General features: G+C 70.9%; 14 protein-coding genes. 5 read left to right on the forward strand and 9 right to left on the reverse strand.

Annotated elements, in window-relative coordinates; all coding sequences use genetic code 11:
• Positions 1 to 46: 46 nt before the first annotated feature.
• From ACZ61C_RS31500 to ACZ61C_RS31510, 3 genes are read right to left on the reverse strand one after another with little or no spacing between them, the layout of a single operon-like run.
• The gene (locus tag ACZ61C_RS31500; RefSeq protein ID WP_465311493.1) at positions 47 to 499 is read right to left on the reverse strand and encodes a hypothetical protein; all 453 of its coding nucleotides are present in this window, start codon (positions 497 to 499) and stop codon (positions 47 to 49) included.
• 37 nt (positions 500 to 536) lie between these two features.
• Positions 537 to 7,487, reverse strand: coding sequence for a polymorphic toxin-type HINT domain-containing protein (locus ACZ61C_RS31505; RefSeq protein ID WP_465311494.1), 6,951 nt, complete (start codon positions 7,485 to 7,487; stop codon positions 537 to 539).
• Between the two features lie 53 nt (positions 7,488 to 7,540).
• Entirely contained in the window at positions 7,541 to 11,806 is a 4,266-nt protein-coding gene (locus ACZ61C_RS31510) for a LamG-like jellyroll fold domain-containing protein (protein WP_465311495.1), read from the reverse strand.
• Between the two features lie 498 nt (positions 11,807 to 12,304).
• On the opposite strand from ACZ61C_RS31510, the gene ACZ61C_RS31515 reads away from it, so the two are divergent.
• From ACZ61C_RS31515 to vanX, 3 genes are read left to right on the forward strand one after another with little or no spacing between them, the layout of a single operon-like run.
• Complete coding sequence (locus ACZ61C_RS31515) at positions 12,305 to 13,309, forward strand: D-isomer specific 2-hydroxyacid dehydrogenase family protein (RefSeq protein WP_465311496.1); 1,005 nt, start codon at positions 12,305 to 12,307, stop codon at positions 13,307 to 13,309.
• Positions 13,306 to 14,334 carry a D-alanine--(R)-lactate ligase gene (vanA, locus tag ACZ61C_RS31520; RefSeq protein WP_465311497.1) on the forward strand — a complete coding sequence of 343 codons (1,029 nt, stop codon included), beginning with the start codon at positions 13,306 to 13,308 and terminating at the stop codon, positions 14,332 to 14,334. Before ACZ61C_RS31515 ends, vanA begins: the two co-directional genes overlap by 4 nt.
• Positions 14,331 to 14,939: a D-Ala-D-Ala dipeptidase VanX gene (vanX, locus tag ACZ61C_RS31525; RefSeq protein ID WP_465311498.1), complete on the forward strand. Its 609-nt coding sequence runs from the start codon at positions 14,331 to 14,333 to the stop codon at positions 14,937 to 14,939. Before vanA ends, vanX begins: the two co-directional genes overlap by 4 nt.
• A 3-nt stretch (positions 14,940 to 14,942) precedes the next feature.
• On the opposite strand, the gene ACZ61C_RS31530 is transcribed toward vanX, so the two are convergent.
• Both ACZ61C_RS31530 and ACZ61C_RS31535 read right to left on the reverse strand, forming a co-directional pair.
• Positions 14,943 to 16,022 (reverse strand): sensor histidine kinase, encoded by a 1,080-nt coding sequence (locus tag ACZ61C_RS31530; RefSeq protein ID WP_465311499.1) that lies wholly within the window; start codon positions 16,020 to 16,022, stop codon positions 14,943 to 14,945.
• 10 nt (positions 16,023 to 16,032) lie between these two features.
• Positions 16,033 to 16,716, reverse strand: a complete 684-nt coding sequence (locus ACZ61C_RS31535; protein ID WP_465311500.1) for a response regulator transcription factor — start codon at positions 16,714 to 16,716, stop codon at positions 16,033 to 16,035.
• Positions 16,717 to 16,804: 88 nt separating this feature from the next.
• Between ACZ61C_RS31535 and ACZ61C_RS31540 the strand changes: the two genes are divergently transcribed.
• Positions 16,805 to 17,287: a M15 family metallopeptidase gene (locus ACZ61C_RS31540; protein ID WP_465311501.1), complete on the forward strand. Its 483-nt coding sequence runs from the start codon at positions 16,805 to 16,807 to the stop codon at positions 17,285 to 17,287.
• A 9-nt stretch (positions 17,288 to 17,296) separates the two neighbouring features.
• On the opposite strand, the gene ACZ61C_RS31545 is transcribed toward ACZ61C_RS31540, so the two are convergent.
• Positions 17,297 to 18,514, reverse strand: a complete 1,218-nt coding sequence (locus tag ACZ61C_RS31545) for a GNAT family N-acetyltransferase (protein ID WP_465311502.1) — start codon at positions 18,512 to 18,514, stop codon at positions 17,297 to 17,299.
• The gene (locus tag ACZ61C_RS31550) at positions 18,511 to 19,632 is read right to left on the reverse strand and encodes a serine hydrolase domain-containing protein (protein ID WP_465311503.1); all 1,122 of its coding nucleotides are present in this window, start codon (positions 19,630 to 19,632) and stop codon (positions 18,511 to 18,513) included. Before ACZ61C_RS31550 ends, ACZ61C_RS31545 begins: the two co-directional genes overlap by 4 nt.
• Before the next feature lie 73 nt (positions 19,633 to 19,705).
• On the opposite strand from ACZ61C_RS31550, the gene ACZ61C_RS31555 reads away from it, so the two are divergent.
• Complete coding sequence (locus tag ACZ61C_RS31555) at positions 19,706 to 21,574, forward strand: HEAT repeat domain-containing protein (RefSeq protein ID WP_465311504.1); 1,869 nt, start codon at positions 19,706 to 19,708, stop codon at positions 21,572 to 21,574.
• Here ACZ61C_RS31555 and ACZ61C_RS31560 read toward each other — a convergent pair.
• Both ACZ61C_RS31560 and ACZ61C_RS31565 read right to left on the reverse strand, forming a co-directional pair.
• The gene (locus ACZ61C_RS31560; protein ID WP_465311505.1) at positions 21,571 to 22,560 is read right to left on the reverse strand and encodes a PLP-dependent cysteine synthase family protein; all 990 of its coding nucleotides are present in this window, start codon (positions 22,558 to 22,560) and stop codon (positions 21,571 to 21,573) included. The two genes, ACZ61C_RS31555 and ACZ61C_RS31560, sit on opposite strands and share 4 nt — an antisense overlap.
• Positions 22,557 to 23,204 (reverse strand): winged helix-turn-helix transcriptional regulator, encoded by a 648-nt coding sequence (locus ACZ61C_RS31565; protein WP_465311506.1) that lies wholly within the window; start codon positions 23,202 to 23,204, stop codon positions 22,557 to 22,559. Before ACZ61C_RS31565 ends, ACZ61C_RS31560 begins: the two co-directional genes overlap by 4 nt.
• Positions 23,205 to 23,207 lie beyond the last annotated feature (3 nt).

The following is a 23,207-nucleotide window of genomic DNA, read 5'->3' on the forward strand; positions in this document are numbered from 1 at the left end:
GGCAGCAAATCCAGAGCAGGCGAGGGGCCCACCACCAGGCGATTCTCTAGTGCCGCAGGCCGGGCCAAGTGCCCACGAAGAAGTATTCGACCTGCCTGCTGGCGCTCGCCTCCTGGAGCCCCACACCTTCGGTCATCGACAAGAGGTTGTGCACGCACACCAGCAACGTGTGCAGGTCCCGATCGACCAGGGAGTCGAGGCCGTGGACGACCAGGGCGACCGGTTGGGGATCCGGTGCCGTCAGCAGATCCCAAAGCCGGTCGTCGAACGCCGCCCAGCTGCCCGCGCCCACCTCCGAGAAGCCGAGGGCTCGCGTCAGCTTCGTCAACAAGTCGTCCGCGAAATCCGGCGACTCCTCGTCACCCGAAACACTGACCACCCGGAATCCCAGCCCGGTGAGCGCGGCGGCCAATTCCTCGGTCCGGCCGGGCGCAACCAGATAGGGGCGCCGAACGAGATCGGGTAACGCCGAGGAAACGTCGAACCAGGGCCGCGACAAGTCGGGCTGCTGACTCCTCAGCGGTACCCGAGGGCTTTCAGCATCCACAGTTCGGGCCTCTCAGTTGAACGAATCCATCCTTGTAGTGCCCTGTGTAATATACCTCTCCGCGGGCACCGAAAACCAAGCGACCGGACTCCGGCCGGGTTTCTCCGGGCAGTGTGGGCATGATGTCGCTTTCGGTGTAGTACAACGGGCTCTCCGGCGGAAGGCCCTCGCCGCCGTAGATTCCCGGCTGCTTCCGCGTTCCGCCCTGTTTGACCCCTGGCGGGAGCGTGCCGTCCTTGTCCACCTGACGGATCACGTTTTCGGCGAAGGGCCGCAGTTCTTCCGGAACGCCGGACAGATCCACGTGCGGACACAATCCGGTGTTGTGCACGAGCACCGGCACGTTCCCGGCGGTGACGAAGAACGTGTGCAGCGAGCGGACCGTCAAGTTGAAAGTGCGGATCGCGCCGGTGTACCGGTGGATCGCCCGCACCACCGCGTTGCGGCCGTCCGGCATCGCCAAGCGATCACCTGGCCGGAGTGCCCCGGCGGCCACCCAGTCGCGCGCCGTGACGCTCCAGAAGCGGTGCCACGCCGTCGTTGTGATCTTCTTGCCGGGTTCGAAGCCGGCGACCGACACGTCCACGAAGTCGCGGTCTTCGCCCGTCGTGTGCAACGCGGTGACCGTCTCCGGCGCGACCTGCGCCGATTCCGGGTCCGCCGCCAAGACCACGTCGCCCACCCGCACTTCGTCGATGGGCTTTTGCGTCCCGTCCGCCATCAGCACCGGCGTGTCGCCGGCGAAGCTGTTCGGGCAGCCGACGCGCGAAGCCAGCGGCGACCGCATCGCACCGCCTTCGGCGGCGGTCGCCGCGCCGGCCGTGTCCTCCGCCGCCGCTCCCGCGCCCGACCCGAGTCCCATCGCGCCGAGCATCAGCAAGCTGCTCAGGTCTTCCATGACCATGTCGTCGAACTGCTTCTCGCCCTGACATTCCTCGTAGTGCTCCACGCAGTACAAGGCCGCGATCACCTTCGCGCCGGCGACGTCGTCGCCGTGACCCTGGAGGTAGACCCAGGCCTCGTGGCAACCACGCTGGCCGTAGCACGCCATTTCGTCGCCGGTGCCGGTGGCCGTGCTCCAGAACGGCCGTGGGCCGTCGATCTGCATGGCCAGCGAAGACCAGAGGCTGATCAAGCGCTGGGGGTCGTTGGTGATCGGCGAGTACTTCTTGACGTGTCCGCGGACGACCTCCCGCTGCTTGCTGCACGCGGACCCGCGCTTGCAACCGCTGTTCGCCGCGATCTTGCGGAAGCTGTCGATCGACTGCTGGCTGTAGCCGCGCTGCTTCATGAAATACGCGCGGTTGTCGACGTAGTTCGGGTCCGACATCGCCTCGCCGGTGCCGCACAGGACGCCGTCCGGGCCGCACTCGGCTCCCCACATCCGGCCGGTCGGGTCGCTGAACGAAACCGGGCTGTTGTTGCTGTAGGTGTACGCGTTCAGCGCCTGCGGGTTGCCCGTGTCCAGCATCGGGTCCGCCGTCAGGAAGCGGCCGGAGAGCGGGTCGTAGTCCCGGGCTCCCAGGTGGGTCAGACCCGTCGTGTTCTGGTAGCCACCCAGGAAACCGTGCTTGTCCGCCCAGCTCGGCGGGGGTGTTCCGCGGTTCGCGCCGTACGGGTCCTGCCAGCGCTTCGAGACCGTCAGGTTGGCCGCGTCGACCGTGGCGTACGTGGTCCCCTGGTGGTCGGTCAGCTTCCAGCTCAGGCCGGTCGACGACGTGCGGGACGCGATCACCTGGCCGTTGTAGCTGTAGAAGCGGGTGCCCGACGCGAAGCTGCCGCCGGTGGGGACGAACAACTCCATGTCCCCGATCGAAAGCGTCGCCCCGCTCGGGTCCTTCGTGATCAGGACGCCGCCGTCGGCGTCGTAGAGGTAGCTGCTGTCGGCGCCGTTGGCCTCCTTCGCGGTCGCGACGCGGCCTTCGGCGTCATACGTGAACGTCTGCGCCGCGCCGGCCGGTCCGCGGGTCTTCGTGCTGCCGGTCTCCGTGTAGTCGTAGCTCGTCGCGGTCGTGCCGCCCGGCCCCGTGGTCGTGACGGCTTCCACCGCGTGCGGGCGGGTCTCGCCGGGCGCCGGGTACGTCGAGCCGGTCGTGATGTCGCCCGCGGCGGTGTGCTGGACCTGCGTCTTGCGGTTGCCCGTGTCGTCGAAGGTCCAAGACGTCCAGTACGGCGCCGCACCACCGATGCCGGCCGTGGCGGGTTGCGGGGCGCAGTCGCCCGACGTCGGCGTCCACGCTTCCGTGAGCCGCTGCAGGTAGTCCTGGCGGAAGCACTGGACGTCGGCCTTCGCGCCCTGCGGGGTGTCGGCGACCTTCGTGAGGTTGCCGGCCTGGTCGTAGGTGTAGGCGCGGTTCGCGATCGCATAGTCGGACGACGTCGAACGCTGCGCCTGGACGGATTCGAGCCGGTTGGTGCCGTTGGTGTAGGTGTTGGTGACCGCGACCTGGTCCGGGCTGTCGTCGTTGTTGAAGCCGGTCCGCAGCACCTGGCCGAGCGGGTTGTACTCGGTGAGCGAGACCAGCTTGGTGCCGCCGCCCGAGGAGTTGGCCGCCAGCATGGTCTTCGGCGCGCCGTTGGCGTAGTAGCCGAACGACAGCTCCTCCGCCGGCAGGCCGCCCTTCTCGGGCGTGTTCGTGGTCTGCACCGCGCCGGTGTTCGGCTCGTAGGTGACGCCGAACTGGTAGCTGCCCGAAAGGCCCTTGTCCCCGGCCGGGATGGTGACCTTGCTGCCGGTGGGCCGGCCGGCGGTGTCGTAGCCGGTGGTTTCCTTCGTGTACGCCTTGGTCCCAACGTAGCGCGTCGAGCTCGTGGGCTGCCCGGCGAGCAGTGTGTCGTAGGTCCACCCGGCGATCTTGGCGCCGGTCGCCGCGGGCCCGTCGAACTCGGCGGTCTTGCGGCCGAGGTTGTCGTAGGTGTAGCTGACCAGCCGGTTGCGGGCGTCCGTCGTGGTCAGCAGCCGGCCGGCCGCGTCGTAGGTGTAGGTCGTCTTGCCCGTGTCCGGGTCGGTCGACGAGGTCTTGCGGTCCTTCAGGTCGTACTCGAACGACCAGACGTTCTTGCCGGTCGTGTCGGTGACCGTGGCCTGCTTGCCGCTGCGGGTGTAGGTGTAGGTCGTCGTGTCGGCGGGCGAGCCGGCGACGTGCTTCGCGGGGTCCTTGTACTGCAGGAGCTGGACGGTCTGCCCGAGCCCGTTCGTGACCGTGGTCGACGCCGTGCCGCCGTTCGGCGGGATCGTCGTCGTGCGGTCGCCGTCCGGGATGGTCGTCGACCGCCACTGTTCCACGGCGTTGAGCAGGTAGGCGCTGCTGCGGGGGCTGCCCGCGCTGTCGAAGGTGGCCAGCGTCGTGTTCGGGACCGAGGCGTCGTCGGCGACGTACAGCGTCGCCGAGGGGGCCGCGCTGTTCCAGTAGGCGTTGTGGGTCTTGTACGTGCGGCCCTGGGAGTCGTAGAAGGTGTCGGTGATGATCCGGCCGGGGCCGTCGTCGATGCGCGGCGCCTGCGTCTGGATCGTGCGGCCGAGTCCGTCGATCAGCGTGTACGAGGTGGCGTACTGCCCGTTGGCGAGCAGGCTCTTCGTCGCGACGTTGCTGACGCCGCCCACGTTGTTGACGCTGTAGGCGTAGGTGACGTCCGCCGGCGCGTTCGAGGCCTTGCTGTGCCCGGGTTTCCACACCGAGAGGACACGCCCGAGGGCGTCCTGGGTGGCGTCGGTCCGCAGCCCGGAGGCGTCCTTGCTCGCGACCGTCGCGCCGGAGACCGGGTCCAGGTACTTGGTGGACGTGAACTTGGGCGCGCCCGCCACCCCGGTGACCGGTGGTGTGGTCGTGTCGACCTGGGTGACCGGACCGCCCTTGGCCGGGGTGTAGGCCGTCGTGCTGGTCAGGCCGAGGGCGTCGGTCGCGCTCACCACCCGGCCGTAGTCGTCGTACACCGTGGTCGCCGCCGGCGACTTGATCTTCTCGGCGCCGCCCGCCGGCCAGTCGTCGAGGCTGTCGATCCGGGTGATGATCCCGGTCGTGGGCGCGACGCCGAAAGCCTGGTTGTCGTAGGAGGTCCGGCTGTCGCTGATGATGTTGCCCGGTCCGGGCGGGTTCGTCCGGTCGTCGCAGACCCCGGAGATCTTCCGCACCTGGCTCGAGAAGTTCAGCAGCCAGCCGGCGGTGTTCTCCAGGTACGTCGTGAGGGTGCAGCTGGTCTGCTTCGGGTCGCTCGTGTCCCCTTCGGACTGCACCGCGGTCACGAGCCCGTACTTCCCGTGGGTGGTGTGCGTCCGCGACACCCGCCAGGTGCCCGTGGTGTCGAGCCAGGTGCGGGCCCGGCTGGTGTCGGTGTCGGTGTAGGCCGCGGTCCGGCCGTCGGCGTCGGTCGCCGTGGCGTCCGAGACCCACGGTTCGGCCAGCGTGCCGCCGACGACCTGCCCGTCCCGGTAGGTGACCGTCTCCCGGGTGAAGCCGGCGACCTCCTTGCGGTCGGTGACCGACTCGTGCCAGTTCGGGCTGGTGACCGTCGCGCCTTCCATGCCCCGCAGGTAGTACGTCTCGGTCGTCACCGGCGGACCGGACGGGTCACCGCCCTCGACGCCGAGCCCGGTGGTCGTCTTGACGTCGCCGTACCCTCGCCACTGCGACCACGTCCGGTACTTCGGGTCGCTGAACGGGTCGTCGTCGTAGTGCCAGGCGCCGCCGCCGAGGTAGTCGTAGTGGGTGACCTTCTTCTGCGGCTGCTGGGTGGTGTTCGCGTCTTCGATGACGTCGCTGACCCGGAACTTGGTGAAGTAGTCCAGGACCGGGTCGGTCGCGCCGGGCGGGCTCCAGTACACCGGGTAGCACGACAGCGTGTTGTTCTTCAGGTTCACCGGATCGGGCATCGGCCCGCCGGGTCTGCACTCGGCGTCCGCGTACTTGATCGTGGTGAGCCCGCCCTGGGGCGTGGTGATGGCGTCGATCCGGTTGCGGGTCAGCGCCGTGTACTGGCTGGCGGGGTCCACTCGGTTGGCCATCGGCTTCGGGTGGAACGTCGTCGCGGGCAGCGTGATCGCCGCGCCCACGGTGTTCGGGCTCGCGATCTTCCCGGTTTCGGTGATCGAATCCAGCCACAGCGCGGGCTTGTTGCCGTCGGTGGTGGGCGGGTAGGACTGCTTGAGCGCCCACTCGCGGACCGGCTTCCACCCCGTGCCGCCGTCGCTGACCTGGGTCGTGATCTTGGTGTAGCGCTTGCGGGAGAAGAACGACGGCGAGTTGTAGACGCAGACGGCGCCCTGGTTGCAGATCGTCTCCGAAGGCACGTCCGGCCACGACGTCGCGGTCCCCGTGTTCAGCTGGCCGGGGTCGCAGGTGATCGTGCCGCTCGGGAGGCACCGTTCGGCCGTGTCGAACAGGACCTGGGCGGGCGCGTGGCCGAACGTGTCGGCGACGTGGGTGTTGAACCCGTATTCGATCTTCTGCAGGTACCCGCTGCGGGTGTACACAGTGCCGGGGTTGTTCGCCGTGGACGCGTTGCGGTTGAGACCGTAGTAGTTGGTTTCGGGCTGGTAGTAGTACGAAACGGCGTTCCCGTGCGGGTCGACGACGTAGTCGAGGTTCCACCGCCAGGCGCGGTTGCACCAGGACGCGGCGTAGGTGGTGGCGTTGCAGGGCTCGTTGGCGTTGTTCCCGAACACCGGCACGGTCCACGTCGACTGGGTCTCCGCCTTGCCCGACGCCCAGCCCGGCAGGTGGTTCAGGCCGAAGAAGTACTGGACGCCGTCCGGTGTGGTGACCTTCCAGTACTCGCCGAACTTGTCGCCGTTGGCGCCACCGGTGAGCCGCTCGACCCGGGTGCCGTCGTCGTCCTGCGGGTGCCAGGTGCCGGTGTTCTTGTCGAAGACGAGATCACCGTTCGCGCCGGCGAAGGAGATCGTCGCGTTGTCCTTGTACCAGCACAGGTCGCCGGTCTTCGTCTGGTTGTTGTTGCCGCCGAGGTCCTGGCTGCAGCTCTTGTACCGGCGTTCGATGAAGCCGCCGCCGGAGAGGCTCCAGCCGTCGCCGATCCCCGAAGCCTGGTTGTTCGTGGCGGAGGTGAGGCCGTCCGCCGAGCCCGAGGAGTAGTTCAGGCTGACCGAGGGACCGGTGCCGCCGAGCGCGGCGGGGGTGCCGATCGGGTACGAGTAGTCGAAGTCCGCCGCCGAGCCGCCGGCCGACCAGGAGCCGGCCGGCTTCAGGTCGGTCGCGCCGAAGTCACCGCCGCCGCCCTTGGTGTCGGCTTCCGCGGCCACCAGCATCGAGGGGGCCGCGGCGGTCTGCCGCGCTCCGGCCGGGGCCGCCGGCAGCGTGACGTCGGCGGCGACGTGCCGGGTCTTGGTGTTGTTGTCCGAGCTCAGCGGGGTGCCCACGCGGCACTCGGGCTTGTCCGGGGTGCTCAGCAGGCAGGGCGGGTACTGCACGAGGTGCAGCCGGCCGCCGAAGTCACCGCCGTACGCGTCACCGAAAGTGTGGTAGTCGACGTCGACGGTCACCGGCCCGCTGGTGTCGCCGGCCACCGGCTCTACCCTGACCAGCACCCCCTTGACCCCGGTCTTGGCGCTCGTGGCCTGGTCGACGGTGCTGATCCGGACCTTGCCCGCGCCCCGGCGCGCGGTGGCCGCCGCCCGCGCGACGCCGACCGCCTGCCCGGCAGGCGCTTTCGCCGCCGTGGCGAGGTCGACGTCGACCGACCCGGCCGCCGGCCAGCTCACCTTCGCCGGCGTGACCGACGCCGCGGCGGCGGCCGGGGCGGCCCGGAAACCGCCGTCGACACCGGCCACGGAGCGCGTCTGCTGCAACGGGGGCAGGTCCCAGCCCAGTCCGTGCCAGCCGCCGGCCGCGGCTTCCGCCGCCGCGGTCTGGGCCGAACCCAGCAGCACGACGGCGAGACCGAGGGCCAGTGCCCTTCTGCTCCGGGTGAAGCGCGCGAGAGTCATGTCAGCCTGCCTAAGTGTGGTTGGCGCTCGACGCGCCGGAAGCCGGTGCTGGGCTAGTGGGTGACGTCGAAGAGGGTGCCGGGGTCGTCGGCCCGCTTGTCGGTGGTGATCGCGTCGGCGCCGCGCAGGCCGGAGTAGACGCGCACGCCGGCCAGATCGCCGTACCAGGTGTCGCTGCGCTGTCCGGTCCACACGCCGTGGCCGAGGAAGAGACCACCGCTTGAGTCGCGAGCCGTGACTCCGCCGCCGTCGGGAGTGTTGACGTAGAAGCTCTGCTTCGCCCCGTTGACGTAGAGCGCCATGTAGCCGGTCGCGGCGTCGTAGGTGGCGGCCAGGTGAGTCCAGGTGTTGTCGGCCGCCTCGGCATCGCTCAACACGATCCGGCTGTCGTTCCCGGTCGCGGACGGGGACAGCAGGAAGCTCCACCGGGGACGCAGCTTGCCCGACGTGTCGGCCCACGGCCGGTAGCCCAGCAGCAGCGGCGAAAACTGCGTGTCGGCGGTGCTGACGACGGCGCGGGGCGACGGGTCGACCGGGCCGTTCACGGTGGCGTCCGAAGCGGTCCACGAGTGCTTGACCCAGGCTTCGACCGTGAACGACTTGTCGGTCCGCAGCGCGGCCGGCTTGGTCGTCGCGACCTCGCCACCGTTGACGGTGAACTTCGCGGCGCAGGCCACCGGAGAGCCCGAAGCATCCGTCTCCATGCCCAGCGAGACCCCACCCGACGGCGTGCCGGTGGACTTCGCGACCGAGTCGTAGTAGCTCAGGCTGTTCGTCGCGGCGATCTGGTCGTCGGTGAGGCTGTGCGCCCAGACCCGGCCCTGGTCGAGGAGGCCCTTGAACGGGTTGCTCCCGCCCGGTTCCGCGCCGAGCAGCAGCGGCCCGTTCGCCGTCCAAGCCGTCGGCACGGGCGCGTCGGCCTCGCGGACGCCGTTCACCGAGAGCCGGATGCGCGTCGCCGCCCGGTCGAACACCGCCGTCAGCAGTGTCCACTTCCCCGCCTGGGGTATGGAGGTTCCCGTCGCCCAGGTCATCGACGCCGCGGCGTCGTCGGCCGGGGACACCCCGAACGCCCAGCGGTTGGCCGGCTTGTCGTAGCGCAGCACGAAGTTCGCCGTGTGCGCCCCCGCCTGCGACAGGACGGTGTAACCGGCATTCAGATCGGCCGGGTTCACCCACGCCGACACGGTGAACGAGCTGGCCGTATCCACCACCGGACCGGGGGTGGCGCCGTAACCGTTGACGCCGTCGAGCTGCAGACCGCCGCCGTCGTGGCCGGGCACCCAGGTGTGGCCGCCCGTGATCGTGAGGTCGTTGCCGTAGCCGGTGTCGTCCGTGGCGGCGTTGCCGCTGGTCTGCCCGAGCGCCCAGCTCGCCTGCAGGGACGGCACCCGCGAGGTCGCCGAGACCAGCTCCGGGCCGCACCCCTCGGCCAGCCCGTAGTTCGCGAGCGGGACCGCCGTCCCGGCCAGGTCGTGCACGTCCTGGCCGGACAGGGTGCGCTGCCAGACCTGCAGGTCGTCGAGCCGGCCGTGGAAGAAGTCGGTGCGGGCCCCGGCCCACTTGCCGGCGCCCAGCACGGCCGGGCCGGTCGCGGTCCACGGGCGGGCGATCTGCGTGCCCTGCTTGGCCCCGTCGACGTACAGCGTGGCGGCGCCGGTCGCGGCGTCGTAGGTCGCGGCCAGGTGCGTCCACACCCCGACCTGCGGTGGCCCGCTCGCCACCACCCGGACGTCACCCGGCGCGGCCTGGTCCCCGGCCGTGACGCGCAGCGCCCACGCGTTGCGTTCCTTGTTGTACTGCAGGATGAACGGCGCCGACTGCGTGCCGTCCTGGGCGAGGACGGTCTGCGAGTGCGCGGTGTCGGCGAGCCTCGCCCAAGCGGCCACCGTGAACGACTTCGCCGGGTCGAGGACCCGGTCCGGCGTCTGGGCGTAGCCGCTCGTGCCGTCCAGCTCGATCGCGCCCTTCGCGCCCTCGCTGTACCCGCTGGTGTCGGGGTGGGTCCAGGTGGTCCCGTGGTTGTAACCCGGCTGCCGGGTCGCCCCACCGGACAACGTCGCCGGGTGCGCGGCGAGACCGGTGTTTCCCGGCGTCGCGGCGGCACTGTCCACAAGGGACGTTCCCGACGGCTCGTCCGCGCCCCACGCCGCGACCAGGTTCTTCGCCGGCGTCAGCGGCTGGACGTGGTAGGAGCAGGACGGCCCGTCCAGCGCCGGGTTGGAGTCCGGGATGACCACGCAGGTCGCGTTGGGGCTGGGCATGCCCGCCTTGTTCACCGACTTGACCCTGATCAGGTTCTGGTTGCCGTTCACCGCGGCCGTCTTCAGGCTCGCGGTGGCGATCGTCTTCCCGTTGGCGTCGGTGCTCTGGACCGCGGGCGCGGTGGGTGATCCCTGCGGCTGCGGCTCGGAGCCGTCCGTCGTGTAGATGAAGTGGTCGATGTCGTAGAGACCGTCGGTGGCCAGGTAGGTCCACACGCTGAAGTCGGCCGCGTCCCCCTGCACCTTCGGATCGGTCCAGGAGGCCATCGCCACGTTCGGCGGCAGCGGGACCTTGGTGTCCACGGTGAACTCGCAGTTGCCGACCCAGTTCGACCAGAGCTCACCGTCGTAGGCCTGCATCGACCAGTTGTAGACGCCGTCCTCGTTGATCCAGCCGGGCGGGACCGCGGCGAGCTGCGCGGTCGCCTGCTGGTTGGGGCCCGCGGTGCCGACCGGGACGAGGTTCGCGGCGTTCTCGTGGATGTAGACGTTGTGGCCGAGCGCGCCGTAGGCCAGCGCGAACTTGCCGTAGACGGTGCCACCGTCCGGGTCGGACACCCGGCCCGCGATCTGCGGGGTCTTCGTGTAGACCCACGGCCGGTTCGCCCCCGAGGTGCACGGCAGCTGGCCGTTCTGCATCGTCAGGCTCGCCGGCGGGTTCGGGTAGGAGTCGTAGTTCACCGCGAAGTACGGGTTCAGGTCGAACCGCCGCCAGGCGGCCATCCCGTCACCTTCGTTGGCGGCCGCCAGCGCGAACCACGTGTTCTGCCACCGGTTCGCGGCCGCGTCCTTGGCCGCGCGGGTGGCGTCGAACTGCCCCGTCACGCCCCCGGCGTCGTGGCAGTTCGCGACGTTCATCGTCGAAACCTGGTACACCCAGCCCGGTTGCGCGTTCCACGTGGTGTCGGGCGTGGCCGGGTTCGCCAGCCACAGGCCGGTCGGCGCCGGGGAGCACGAGTAGCTGTGCTGGATCGTGGTGTTGAGCGACGCGCTGTGCACCACGGTCCCGGCCAGCCGGGCGCTGTTCATCTGGATGTAGGACCTCGACGTGCCGGCGCTGTCGTAGTTCTCGTAGCCGGCCTTGAGGTTCGACAGGTCCCCGGTCGAGGCGTTCCAGTTCTTCGCACCGGGGTAGCCGGACTGGACCACGACGTGCGACTGGATCCCGCACGAGTCGCACCAGCTGTCCGGGTCCAGCGAGACCGGGTACCGGGTCGCCGGGTCGGTCAGGAACGCCTGGTCCGGCGTGATGGTGACCTTGTCCCGGGTGAGCGCGACGTCCATCACCGCCTCCCGCCGTCCGCCGCCCTCGCCGAGCTGCTGCTCGGCGGGCGAACCGGCGCCGGAGGAGTCCCACATCCGGGACGCGTCACCGGAGAACACCACCTGGCCGGCGGTGTCCTTGACCTCGAGCCCGTCGGTCGGCGCGGGCTGCGCCGGTGTGCCGCGACCTTCGCCTTCCGCGACCTCGACGGTCGTGTTGCGGGTGTGCAGCCCGAAGGGGATCTCCCGCAGCTTCGGGTTCTTCGCCGCCTCCGGCGTCTTGATGACCAGGTTCTCGGTGAAGCCCGCGGCCACCGCCTTCACGGTCAGGTCCACCCCGGGCAGCACCTCGGCGTAGACGGCCGTGTCGCCGGCCAGCGCCGGGACCGGCAGGTCGGCGATCCACTTCAGCCCGACCTCTTTCCCGTCCTCCCCCGCCTTCACGACGGGCTCGGCGGCCGAGCCGGCGCCTCCCGGGTTGAGCTTGACGTCGACGGTGATCGCCTTCGGCCCGAGCGAGCCGTCCGCGCGTCGCACCAGGGTCGTGTCGACCGGTGCCCACGTGGCGCCCTGCTTGACCCGGACCGGGTGGACGTACTGCGTCATCGTCCACGAGCCGTCCGGGTTGGCCAGCGTCCGCGACGTCTCGGTGGTCTCCGACGACACCTCGACCTGCTTGCCGCCTTCACGCGCGTAGGACGTGGCCGTGACCTCGTCCGGCGCCGAATCCGGCACCACCACGGCCGGTGCGGCGTGCGCCGGTGTGACCGTCACCACGGTTGCGGAACCCATCGCGGCGCAGAGCAAAAGAGCGCGCCAACGCGCACCGGAAGAACGCACGAGATCCCCCTCGTCAAAAGCAACCAGCCGTTGCTGAGCCCCCGACGAACCCGCGATCACGATGCCAAACCCGGCGAAGATCCGAAATAGGCCGATCAGCGCAGTCGTGGCCGGACGCCGATTCGGCGCACTATCGCGGTGGTGAATGAAGAGACGGCAAAACAGACATATATCGCCATTTGCCAAAACTCCCACTCCAGACATCTCGGCCAACTCCGGCGCGGGTGGTCATCCGTTCCGGCACCAGTCCCAGGCGAACGCCCCACGGAAACCGTCCGGACGAGAAGTGCACAAAAGCCCATCCGGTGCGCAAGTGCCAAACCGGGACGGCGTGCGGAAATTTGACAACACACCCGAAGATCACCCGCGCGGGTGATCGAGAGGACCTATCGTCCGTGTATCCAAAACCGCATACGGGCCGGCAACAGCGGGCTGCCTTGACTGGGGCGCATGCCTCACAGCGATGCAGCACAACGCGGCCGCGTGGTCACCTCCAGGCGGTCCGACACCGGGATCGCCGTTTTCGGGTGCGGGCCGGATGAGGCCGCGCTGTTCCGGGAGCTCGCGCCTCGCCTCGGCGTGATCCCCGCCGTCACCGAGGCGGCCCTGTCCGAGACCACCGCCGGGCTGGCCTTCGGGCATCGGTGTGTCAGTGTCGGGCACAAGACCCCGGTCGGGAACTCGACGCTGCTCGCCCTCAGCCGGGCCGGTGTCGAATACATCTCGACCAGGAGCATCGGGTTCGACCACATCGACGTCGAGTACGCGGAAAGCGTCGGGATCACCGTCGGGAACGTCGCCTATTCGCCGGACAGCGTGGCCGACTACACCGTGATGCTCATGCTGATGTCCTTGCGCCACGCGAAATCCGTCGTCCGGCGGGCCGACGTGCACGACTACCGGCTGCACGACGTGCGCGGGAAGGAACTGCGTGACCTGACCGTCGGGGTGGTCGGGACCGGCCGCATCGGCGCCGCCGTCATGGAGCGGCTGCGGGGGTTCGGCTGCCGGCTCCTGGCACACGACCTGCGGCCCGCGGCCGGGCTCGTCCCGCTCGACGAGCTGGTGCGGCAGAGCGACATCGTCACGCTGCACACGCCGCTCACCGCGGACACGCACCACCTCCTCGACCGCCGGCGCATCGAGCGGATGAAGCCCGGCGCGTTTGTCGTCAACACCGGACGCGGTCCGCTTCTGGACACCGAAGCCCTCCTTTCGGCGCTGGAAAGCGGACGGCTGGGCGGTGCCGCGCTGGACGTCGTCGAAGGCGAAGAGGGAATCTTCTACGCCGACTGCCGGGGCAAAACCCTGGAAAGCAACACACTGCTGCGGCTACAGGAACTGCCGAACGTGCTGATCAGCCCGCACACGGCCTACTACACCGACCACGCGCTGAGCGACACCGTCGAAAACTCCATCGTCAACTGCCTGAACTTCGAAAGCGGGAAAGCATGACCAGGGTGAAGATCGGAATTCTGTTCGGGGGCGTCTCCGAGGAGCACCCCATCTCCCTCAAGTCCGCCCGGGAGGTCGCGAAGAACCTCGACACCGGGAAGTACGAGCCGGTCTGGATCGGGATCACCGAAAGCGGCGCCCACCGGCTTTGTGCCGGGCCCGAGTTCGACGGCTCCCGGCCTGCCGTGCTGGTCCCGGACCGCGGGGTGCGCGGGCTGCTCGTCCTGGAGGACGGCCGTTGCGAGACGATCAGGCTGGACGTCGTGTTCCCCGTGCTCCACGGCAAGCTCGGGGAAGACGGCGCCACGCAGGGCCTGCTGGAGCTTTCCGGCATCCCGTACATCGGCTGCGACATCCGGAGTTCCGCGCTGTGCATGGACAAGTCGCTCGCCTACACCATCGCCCGCGCCGCGGGGATCGCGACGCCGGACTTCTGGATCGTCGCGGCGGACGAGAAGCTCGACCCCGATTCGCTCACCTACCCCGTTTTTGTCAAGCCGGCCCGGTCGGGGTCGTCCTTCGGGGTCAGCAAGGTGACGCAGCAGGAAGACCTGCCCGGCGCGGTGGAAACCGCGCGGCAGTACGACTCGAAGGTGCTGGTCGAAGCCGCCGTTGCCGGCAGCGAAGTGGGCTGCGCGATCCTGGGGAACGACACGGACCTGGTCGTCGGTGAGGTGGACCGGATCGCGCTGTCCCACGGGTTCTTCCGGATCCACCAGGAAAGCACGCCCGAAACCGGGTCCGACAACTCGGTGGCGATCGTGCCCGCCGACGTCCCGGCCGAGACGCGTGCGCTCGTCCAGGAGACGGCGAAGGCCATCTACCAGGCCCTGGGCTGCCGCGGGATCGCCCGGGTCGACATGTTCCTCACCGAAGACGGCTCGGTGGTGCTCAACGAGGTCAACACCCTGCCCGGGCTTACTTCCTACAGCCGTTACCCGCGGATGATGGCCGCCGCCGGGCTGTCCCTCGGAGACGTCGTCGACCGGCTCGTTTCGTTGGCCTTGAACGGAAAACTCCGATGAAGGACGACTTCGTCCCCGTGGACGAGCTCGTGCCCGGCGTGCGGTGGGACGCCAAGTACGCCACCTCGGACAACTTCACCGGTCGACCGGTCGACGGTTACCTGGCCAACCGGATCGTCGGCACGCGGGCGTTGTGCGCGGCACTCGAAACGGCGCAGGAGAAGGCCGAATCCCTCGGCTTCGGCCTGGTGCTGTGGGACGGCTACCGCCCGCAGCGCGCCGTCGACCGGTTCCGGCAGTGGTCGAAGGAGCCGGAGGACGGGCGGACGAAAGCGCGGCACTACCCGAACATCCGCCGGTCCGAGATGTTCGAGAAGGGCTACGTCGCCGCCCGGTCGGGCCACAGCCGGGGCAGCACCGTCGACCTGACGCTGTGCCTCCTGGCCACCGGTGAGCTCGCGGCCATGGGTGGCGGACACGACCTGATGGATCCGGTCTCCCACCACGGGGCCGCGGGGATCACGCCGGTCGCAACGCAGAACCGGCGCGACCTCTGCGCCGTCATGGAGGCCTGCGGGTTCGCGCGGTACGACCACGAGTGGTGGCACTACACGCTCAAGGACGAGCCCTATCCGGACACGTACTTCGACTTCCCCGTCACCTGACCGTCAGAGGGCGGTGGGTGAGGTCAGCACCGGGAGCTGCACCGTCACCCGGAGCCCGCCGGCCGGCCGGGGGGTCAGGTTCAGGATTCCGTCGTGGGCCCGGGTGATGCTCCGGACGATGGCCAGGCCGAGGCCGACCCCCGCGTGGTCGCCGCTGCGGATGCGCTCGGTGCCGCGCTGGAACGGCTCGGTCAGCGTCGAGACCAGCTGGGGGCTGAGCTTCTCGCCGGTGTTCTCCACCGTGAGCATGACAAACCCGGACCGGACGGCCGTGTCGATCTGCACGGAGCCGTTGTCCGGCAGGTTGTGGACGATCGCGTTGTGCAGCAGGTTCGTCGTCAGCTGCAGCAAGAGCACCGGCGAGCCGATGCTGGAGGTCAGGTCGCCGGACGTTTCGATGGTGACGCCGTGCTTCTCCGCCAGCGGCAGGAGCGTCTCGGCGGCCTCTTCCGCGATCAGCGACAGGTCGACGTCCTCGCCGTGGAACGACCGTTGGTCGGCGCGGCTGAGCAGGAGCAGGGCTTCGGTGAGCTCGATGGCCCGGGCGTTGGCGGCGCGGAGGCGGTCGTCGAGGTCGGCGCGGTCGCGGTCCGGGTCGGTGCGGGCGACGTCGAGCAGGGTCTGCGTGATCGCCAGCGGGGTCCGCAGCTCGTGGGACGCGTTGGCCGCGAACCGCTGCTGCCCGGCGACGTGCGCTTCGAGCCGGGCGAGCATGGCGTCGAAGGCGTCGGCGAGCTCGCGGAACTCGTCCTTGCGGCCCGCGAGCCGGACGCGGTGGGACAGCGACCCGCTGGTGGCCATGCGGGTGGCCTGCGTGATGCGGGTCAACGGCGCGAGCATCCGGCCGGCGAGCACCCAGCCGCCCGCCAGGCCGAACACCAGCAGGAACACCATCACCGCGGCGGCCGACGGCGCGAAGGCGCGCAGGAGGAACCGGCCCGGGGGCGCGATCACCACGCCCATGGTCTCCTGGGCCAGCCGCTGGTAGCCCAGCAGGAACACCGTCACGGCGGCGAGCAGCAAGGTGCCCGAGACCATGACGATCCCGGCGTAGCTGAGGGTGAGCTTGAGCCGAACGCTCATCCCGGGCGCCCTATCCACGGTCTTCGCCCTCCGGCGGGGTGTCGATGCGGTAGCCGACGCCCGGCACCGTGGTGATGACCCACGGTTCGCCGAGGCGCTTGCGCAGGGCCGAAACCGTGATGCGCACGGCGTTGGTGAACGGGTCGGCGTTCTCGTCCCACGCCCGTTCGAGGAGCTCCTCGGCGCTGATGACCCCGCCCTCGGCGGCGACGAGCACTTCGAGCACGGCGAACTGCTTCCGGGTGAGCGCCACGTACCGGCCGTCTCGGTAGACCTCACGGCGGAACGGATCGAGCCGCAGGCCCGCGATCTCCCGCACCGGCGGCCGGTTGTGGGCGCGCCGGCGGTCCAGCGCCCGGAGCCGGAGCACGAGCTCCTGGAGCGCGAACGGCTTCGTCAGGTAGTCGTCGGCGCCCAGCTCGAAGCCGGACGCCTTGTCGTCGAGCCGGTCGGCGGCGGTGAGCATGAGGATCGGCATGCCGCTGCCGGAGGTGACGATGCGCTTGGCGACCTCGTCCCCCGACGGGCCCGGGATGTCCCGGTCGAGGACGGCGAGGTCGTAGGTGTTGACGCTCAGCAGCTCCAGCGCGGTGTCGCCGTCCCCGGCGATGTCGGCGGCGATCGCCTCCAGGCGCAGGCCGTCGCGGATGGCCTCCGCCAGGTGGGGCTCGTCCTCGACGATCAGCACGCGCATGCTTCCGATGCTACGAGACCGGGGCATATCGCCGGCGTATCCGAAACCGCATACGGGCCGGCAACCCCGTGGTGTCTTGCCTGGAGCCATGGTCTCCAGCGAACCGGCACGAACCCTGCTCGGCACGGCGGAGGGCGCCCTCCCCGCCGGCACGACCGTCTTCGACGACGCGGTCCCGGCCGTGGCCAACCTCGAGCCCGGCCTGCTCGCGGCCCTGCGCCGAGCGGCGGCCGACGCGGCCCGGGTCGGCGTCGGGTTCCGCGTCAACGGCGGCTGGCGCTCCCCGCGGTACCAGGAGCGCCTGCGCCGTGACGCGGTCGCGAAGTACGGCTCGGAGGAGGCGGCGGCGCGGTGGGTGACCACCCCGGACCGGTCCGCGCACGTGTCGGGGCAGGCTGTCGACATCGGGCCCGCGGAGGCCCGGGCCTGGCTTGCCCAGCACGGCGCTCGGTACGGGCTGTGCCAGATTTACCGTAACGAGCCGTGGCACTACGAGCTGCGGCCCGAAGCCGTCGAGCACGGCTGCCCGCCGATGTACGCCGACCCTTCGCACGATCCGAGGATGCGGTGACCGGCCCGGTCAGAACCAGTGCACGCAGTGCGGAGCGCGCTCGACGCGGAAGAGCCGGTCGGCGAGGGCGGCCGCGTCCGGGTGGTGGGCGCGGATGTGACCGGCGCGCACCAGCGTGCTCGGGGCGGTTCCGCCGAGGTAAAGCGAGCCCAGGTCGCTGACGTCCAGGGACAGATCGGCATCCCGGCGGGTCGGGACGCACTCGGCCTTGCCGTCCCGGACGGTCAGCAGGTGGCGGCCGTGCTCGCCGCCGAACGGGTCGTCCACCTCGAGGACCAGCTCGCCGTCGGCGAACCAGCCGCGCGTGGTCAGCGCCCGGGGGACGTCCAGCAGCCGGACCCAGAGCCAGTCGGTGTCGTCGGTGACCTGGCCGGCGCGGAAGTCCGCGAGCTGCCAGCGCAGCGGGTCGCCGGGCGGGCGGTGCTTCAGGACGACCTCGGTGACCAGGTCGTGGCCGAGGACGAACCGGGCCAGGGCCGTGGCGACGGCGGGGTCGGCCGTGATGGTCTCGTCGACGACCAGCGTGGTGGACTCGAGTGAGTAGGTGGCGTAGCCGTCCGCCACGCCGTCGGCGTCCCGGTGGACGGCGACGTACCGCGACGCCGGGGCGATCGGGGGTTTCCCCGCGCCGGTGGCCCACCAGCGGTGCGGCCGGGACAGCGCGCCGGGCCGGCCGCGGCGGTAGCGGTCGTAGACCTCTTCCAGGACGTCTACACATTTGTCCCGCGGCAGCAGCTCGATCGAACCGGGGTCCGCCGTCTCGCCCGCCCGCGGGATCGCGAAAGCGGCCTTGTGCCGCGGGACCGTCAGCCGCGAGGTGGCGGTCGCCGGGCCGTACCCGAACCGGCGGTAGATCAGGGCTTCCGACGCCAGCAGCACGGCGAGGAACTCCCCGCGCGCCCGCAGCTCGGTGAGCTGGTGCCGCATCATCGCGCTGAGCACCCCGCGGCGCCGGTGCGAGGGCAGGACGCCGACCGCGGTCACGCCGGCGGCGGGGGCGACCACTTCGCCGGGCAGCGTGAGCTCGAAGGAGTACGCGCCGGCGGTGCCGACGGGCCGGCCGTCGGCGGTCAGGGCGAGCAGGTTGCGGTCCATCTCGAGCGCGGACCACCAGACCCCGGTGCCGTCGGCCGGCTTTTCGGGGAACCGCCCCAAAGCGGCGTGGAAGGTGTCGACGAAGACCTCGAGGTCGTCGCCGGTCGTCGTGCGGACTTCTGGTGCTGTCACAGGATTCCCATGGCTTCCCACATGACCATCGCGAGGCCGACGCCCCGCAGGTCGCCGACCGTGCCGGACATCCGGTTCATGACGTAGCAAAACGTGGTTCGCGCGTCGAGGTCGACGATGGTGAGCGAACCGCCGTACCCGCCCCAGTACAGGGTGTGCGGGTTGGGCATCACCTGGTCGCCGACGGCGAAGCCCAGGCCGAACCGCAGCGGCATGCCGAGGACGAGGTCGCGTCCGGAGACCTGCACGTCGAGGGCGCGCCGGCAGCCGGCCTCGGACAGGAAGCGGCGGCCGTCGGCGACTCCGCCGTTGGCGAGCATGGTGTGCACCAGCGCGACGGACCGGGCGTTGCCGGTGCCGCCCCCGGCCGGGATCTCGGCGGCGCGCCAGGCGCGGGAGTTGACCTCGGCGACCTCGGGGCCCGGGTTGCCGCCCACCCGTCTCTGCAGCTCGGTGCCGGCGAGCTCGGGCGGCGGCCCGTCCGGCGGCGGCACCAGCTCGGCGACGCGCGGCTCCTCGGACGCCGGCAGCCCGATGTGGAAGTCGGCCCCCAGCGGCCCGGTGATCTCGTCGCGGAGGACGGCGCCCAGCGAGCGCCCGGTGACGCGCCGCACGACCTCGCCGACGAGGTAGCCCTGGGTCAGCGCGTGGTAGCCGCACGCGGTGCCGGGTTCCCAGTCGAGCTCCTGGGCGGCCAGCAGCGAGGTGGCCTTTTCCCAGTCGTAGAGGTCCTCGGTGCGCATCGGCTGCCGCCAGCCGGGCAGGCCGGCGGAGTGGCTCAGGACGTGGCTGACCGTGACGTGTTCCTTGCCGTTCGCGGCGAACTCGGGCCAGTAGCGGGCCACGGCCGCGTCGAGGTCGAGCTCACCGCGGTCGGCGAGCAGCAACGCGGTCAGCGCGGTGACGGTCTTGGTGGTCGAGTAGACGTTGACGATGGTGTCGCGCTCCCACAACCGCGCCCCGGCGGCGTCGGCAAAGCCACCCCAGAGGTCGACGACGGTCTCCCCCTCGACGGTCACGCACAGCGCGGCGCCGAGATCCGTCCCGTCGGCCAGGTTGGCCGCGAACGCCCCCTCGACGGCGGCGAACCCCTCGTGGACGAACCCCTCGACGGCCATGTCGCCGAATGTAGACGGTCCGGCGGAAGGGGCGTACCGAATTACCGGGCGGCCGCTCCGGGACAATGCGGGGATGTCACCGTCACCCGACTGGGCCGGGCTCGAACACCACTTCGGCAGCGCGGCCGACGTCCCGGACCTGCTGCGCGGGTGCGCGAACACCGACGCCGAAACGGCCGGAGACGCGCTCTCCGTGTTGTCCGACCGGCTCCGCCACCAAGGTGGCTGGGTCAGCTCGGCCGCGCCGGCCGCCTTGCCGCACCTGGCCGACCTCGCCGCCGGCGGAGCCACGCACCACCGGCACGAGGTGGTGCAGCTGATCGGCGCGCTGGCTCACGACGCGCACATCGTGGCGCCCCGGTTCGTCGACCCCGCGTGGCCGTCCGCCCTGGACGCCGTCCGGCCGCGGTTGCTCGCGCTGCTCGGTGATCCGGATCCGCGGGTCCGCCGGGAGGCGGCACTCCTGGCCGGGAACGGCGTCCGGCACGCCGATTCGGTCGCGGCGCTGCGCCGCCGCCTGGCCGTCGAGACGGACCGCGTGACCCGGTGCGACGTCGTGCTGGCGCTCGGAGCCACGGCGGACGCGTCGGCGCACGCCGAGCTGACCGCGCTCCTGGACAACGGCGACCTCCAGCTCCGGCTGGCCGCCGTGCACGCGCTCGCCCGGACCGACCCCACCGTCGCGTCCCGGCACACCGGTCTGCTGGTGCGGGCCACCACCCACCCCGACGCGGCGCTGTGGCGGGAGTCGGCGTGGCTCGGCGGAACGCTCGTCCGCACCACGGGTGACCTGCTGATGGACGACCAGGACGCCGCCACGGCCTTCGCTCTCGGAACGAGCGGCGGACACCGGGTCGCCGCGCTGGACCACGCCCAGCACGTGCTCGCCGAGTGGCGCTCCGCCGGCCCGCCGCTGCTGCCGTTCCTCGCCCGGCAGCTCGACGACGATGCGCCTGAAGTCCGCTACCGGGCGGCCGCCCTGCTCGCTTGTCTGGGCAGCGAGGCGAACCCGCACGCCGACCGGCTGGCCGGGCTCACCACCGACCCGGCGCGACGCGACTCCCGGACGCACACCACGGTCGGCGACGCCGCGGTGTGGGCCCTCGCCCGGCAGGACGATCGACGATGTGCGCCCGGGCTCGTGGAACGGCTTTCCGGTGACCGGCTCGGCTTCGCGACGATGTCCGCGTTCACCGGCCGCGACTCGCGATGGCTGCCGCAGCCCGGCATCCACGAAGTGCTGATCCCCCTGCACCGCCACGCCGACGCCCTGCTCCCGCCGCTCGTCGAACGGCTCCGTCGCGACCGCGCGCTCGCCGCCGTCCTGTGCGAGGTCCTCGCGGCGTGGGGCCCGAAGGCCGCGCCCGCGCTCCCGGTCGTCGTCGAGCTGCTGGACGACGAGACGCTCCTCGCCCACGCCGCCCGGGTGCTCGGCGCCGTCGGTCCCGCTGCGGCGGAAGCCGCGAAAGCGTTGCGGCGCAGGACATCGGAGCCCGTCGCGGCCTGGGCGTTGTGGCGCACCGGCGCGGATCCGGACCTCGGGCTCGACGCGCTGACCCGCCACCTCACCGCGAGCCCGCAGCACCAGGTCATCACGCTGGTCGCGGACCTCGGTCCGGACGCGGTCGCCTCCGCCGGCCGGCTCGCCGAGCTGACCCAGGCCGAAGACGACTGGACACGGGTCGAGGCCGCCCACGCCCTGCGGCGGGTCACCGGCGACCCGGAGGTGCCGGCGGCGATCCTGAGGGAGTTCGCCGATCCGCTGGGCCGGGGTGACTGCCTCCCGGTCCGCGTCGCGGCACTGCGCCACCTCGCCGCGACGGGCCCGGCCCCGGCGCTCAAGAACGCGATCCTCGGTTTCCCGCGCCGGATCGCGTGGTGCGGCGGCTGGCGCACGTTCACCGAGGACGAGGAGATCCGGGCCGCCGCCGCGCGGCTCTAAGCGGCGACCTTCACCAGCTCGGTCACCGGCGACGCGCCGAGGAACTGGTCGCCATACAGATCTCCGCGGTCCGGGAAAAACGTCAGGATGTTGCGCGCTCCCGTCGCCTCCACCAGTTTCCTCGCGCCCTGCAGCGCGATTCCCGACGTGCCGCCCGCGTAGACACCGCGGCCCGCCAGCTCGCGCACACCCTCCGCCGCTTCCTCGTCCGTCGAGTAGTACACGTCCTCGACCAGGTGCATGTTGGAGCCGATCACCTCGGGCACGCAGTTCATGTTGCCGATGCCGCGCAGGACGCTCGGGCCGGGCTCCAGGCCGAACGTCGCCGAGCCCACGCGGTCCGCCACGTAACACGGGATTCCCTTGGCGCGCAGCATTTCCGAGAGGCCGACGAAGTGGCCGCCGGTGCCGACCACGAAGATCGCCGCGTCGATCCAGTCCAGGTCGAGCTTGGGCTCGACGCTCGGGACCAGCCAGCGGCGGTACACCGCCGGGTTGAGGTCGGAGTTGTTCTGGTTCGTCCAGTGCATGCGGGGCCGCTCCGCCAGCAGCGCCTCCAGGAGCTCCACGCGGGACTGCTGCGTGCCGCCGGTCGGGTGCGGGCCGCTGACGATGTGGAGCTTGGCGCCGAGCAGCTCGATCTTGCGCCGGGTGACCGCCGGGATGTTCGGGTCGGTGACGAGCTCGATCGGGTTGCCGAGGATCTTGCCGGCCAGCGCGAGGCTCACGCCGAGCGAGCCCGACGTCGACTCGATCACCGTCTGGCCGGGCTTCAGCAGCCCGGCTTCGTAGGCGAGCAGCAGGATCCCGAACCCGAGGATCGACTTGAAGCTGGACTCCGTGGTGGTCATGCCGTAGATCGCGCGCAGCCGGCCGCGGCCGTCGGCGATCGGGCCGCAGTCGAGCACCGGGAGGTCGGCGAAGCCCTCGAGCATCCTCTCCGCGACGCGGCGCGGGTCTTCGATGCCGTTCCAGTCCTCGATCACGAGACAATCCTTTCGGGAGCCGCGGGAATGGGGAACAGCCGGACGAAGGTCGTGATCATGCTCGGATCACCCTTCGCCTCGACCAGGCCGAGCCACAACGCGTCGGTCGGGCTCAGTTCGCCGGCCATCAGGTGCTTGAGCAGCGGTGACTCGATGACGAGGTCGGCGCCGGGCAGCGGGCCTTCCTCGACGGTAAGCACACCGTCGTCGACGCGGGCGCCGACGACCAGGCCGCCGAAGCGCACCTCGAAGCTCGCCCGGACGCCGCGGGCGCGGTCCGGCCGGAACGTCGAGCGCAACGCGAGGATCGCGATGTCGATCGAGTAGAGGTCGCCCGGGCTCGGGTCGCCGAGCGAGCGCGCGCCCCAGAGGCCGAGCTCCAGCAGGACCGGCTCCAGCGCGCGGCCGTAGCCGGTCAGCTCGTAGGCGCCGGACGCGCCGAGCCGGACCACGCCGGCCTCGACGAGGTCGGCCAGCCGGCGGGCCAGGATCTCCGCGGACGCCCGGGGCAGCGTCTCGTGCAGCTCGGCGAACAGCTTCGGGCCCAGGAGCAGGTCCCGGACGACGAGCACCGACCACCGCGAACCGATGATCTCGAATGCCCGCGCCAGGCCGCAGTACTGGCCGAGCGGTCGGTCTGCCATGCC

It is taken from the genome of Amycolatopsis sp. NPDC104587 (genome assembly GCF_055583645.1).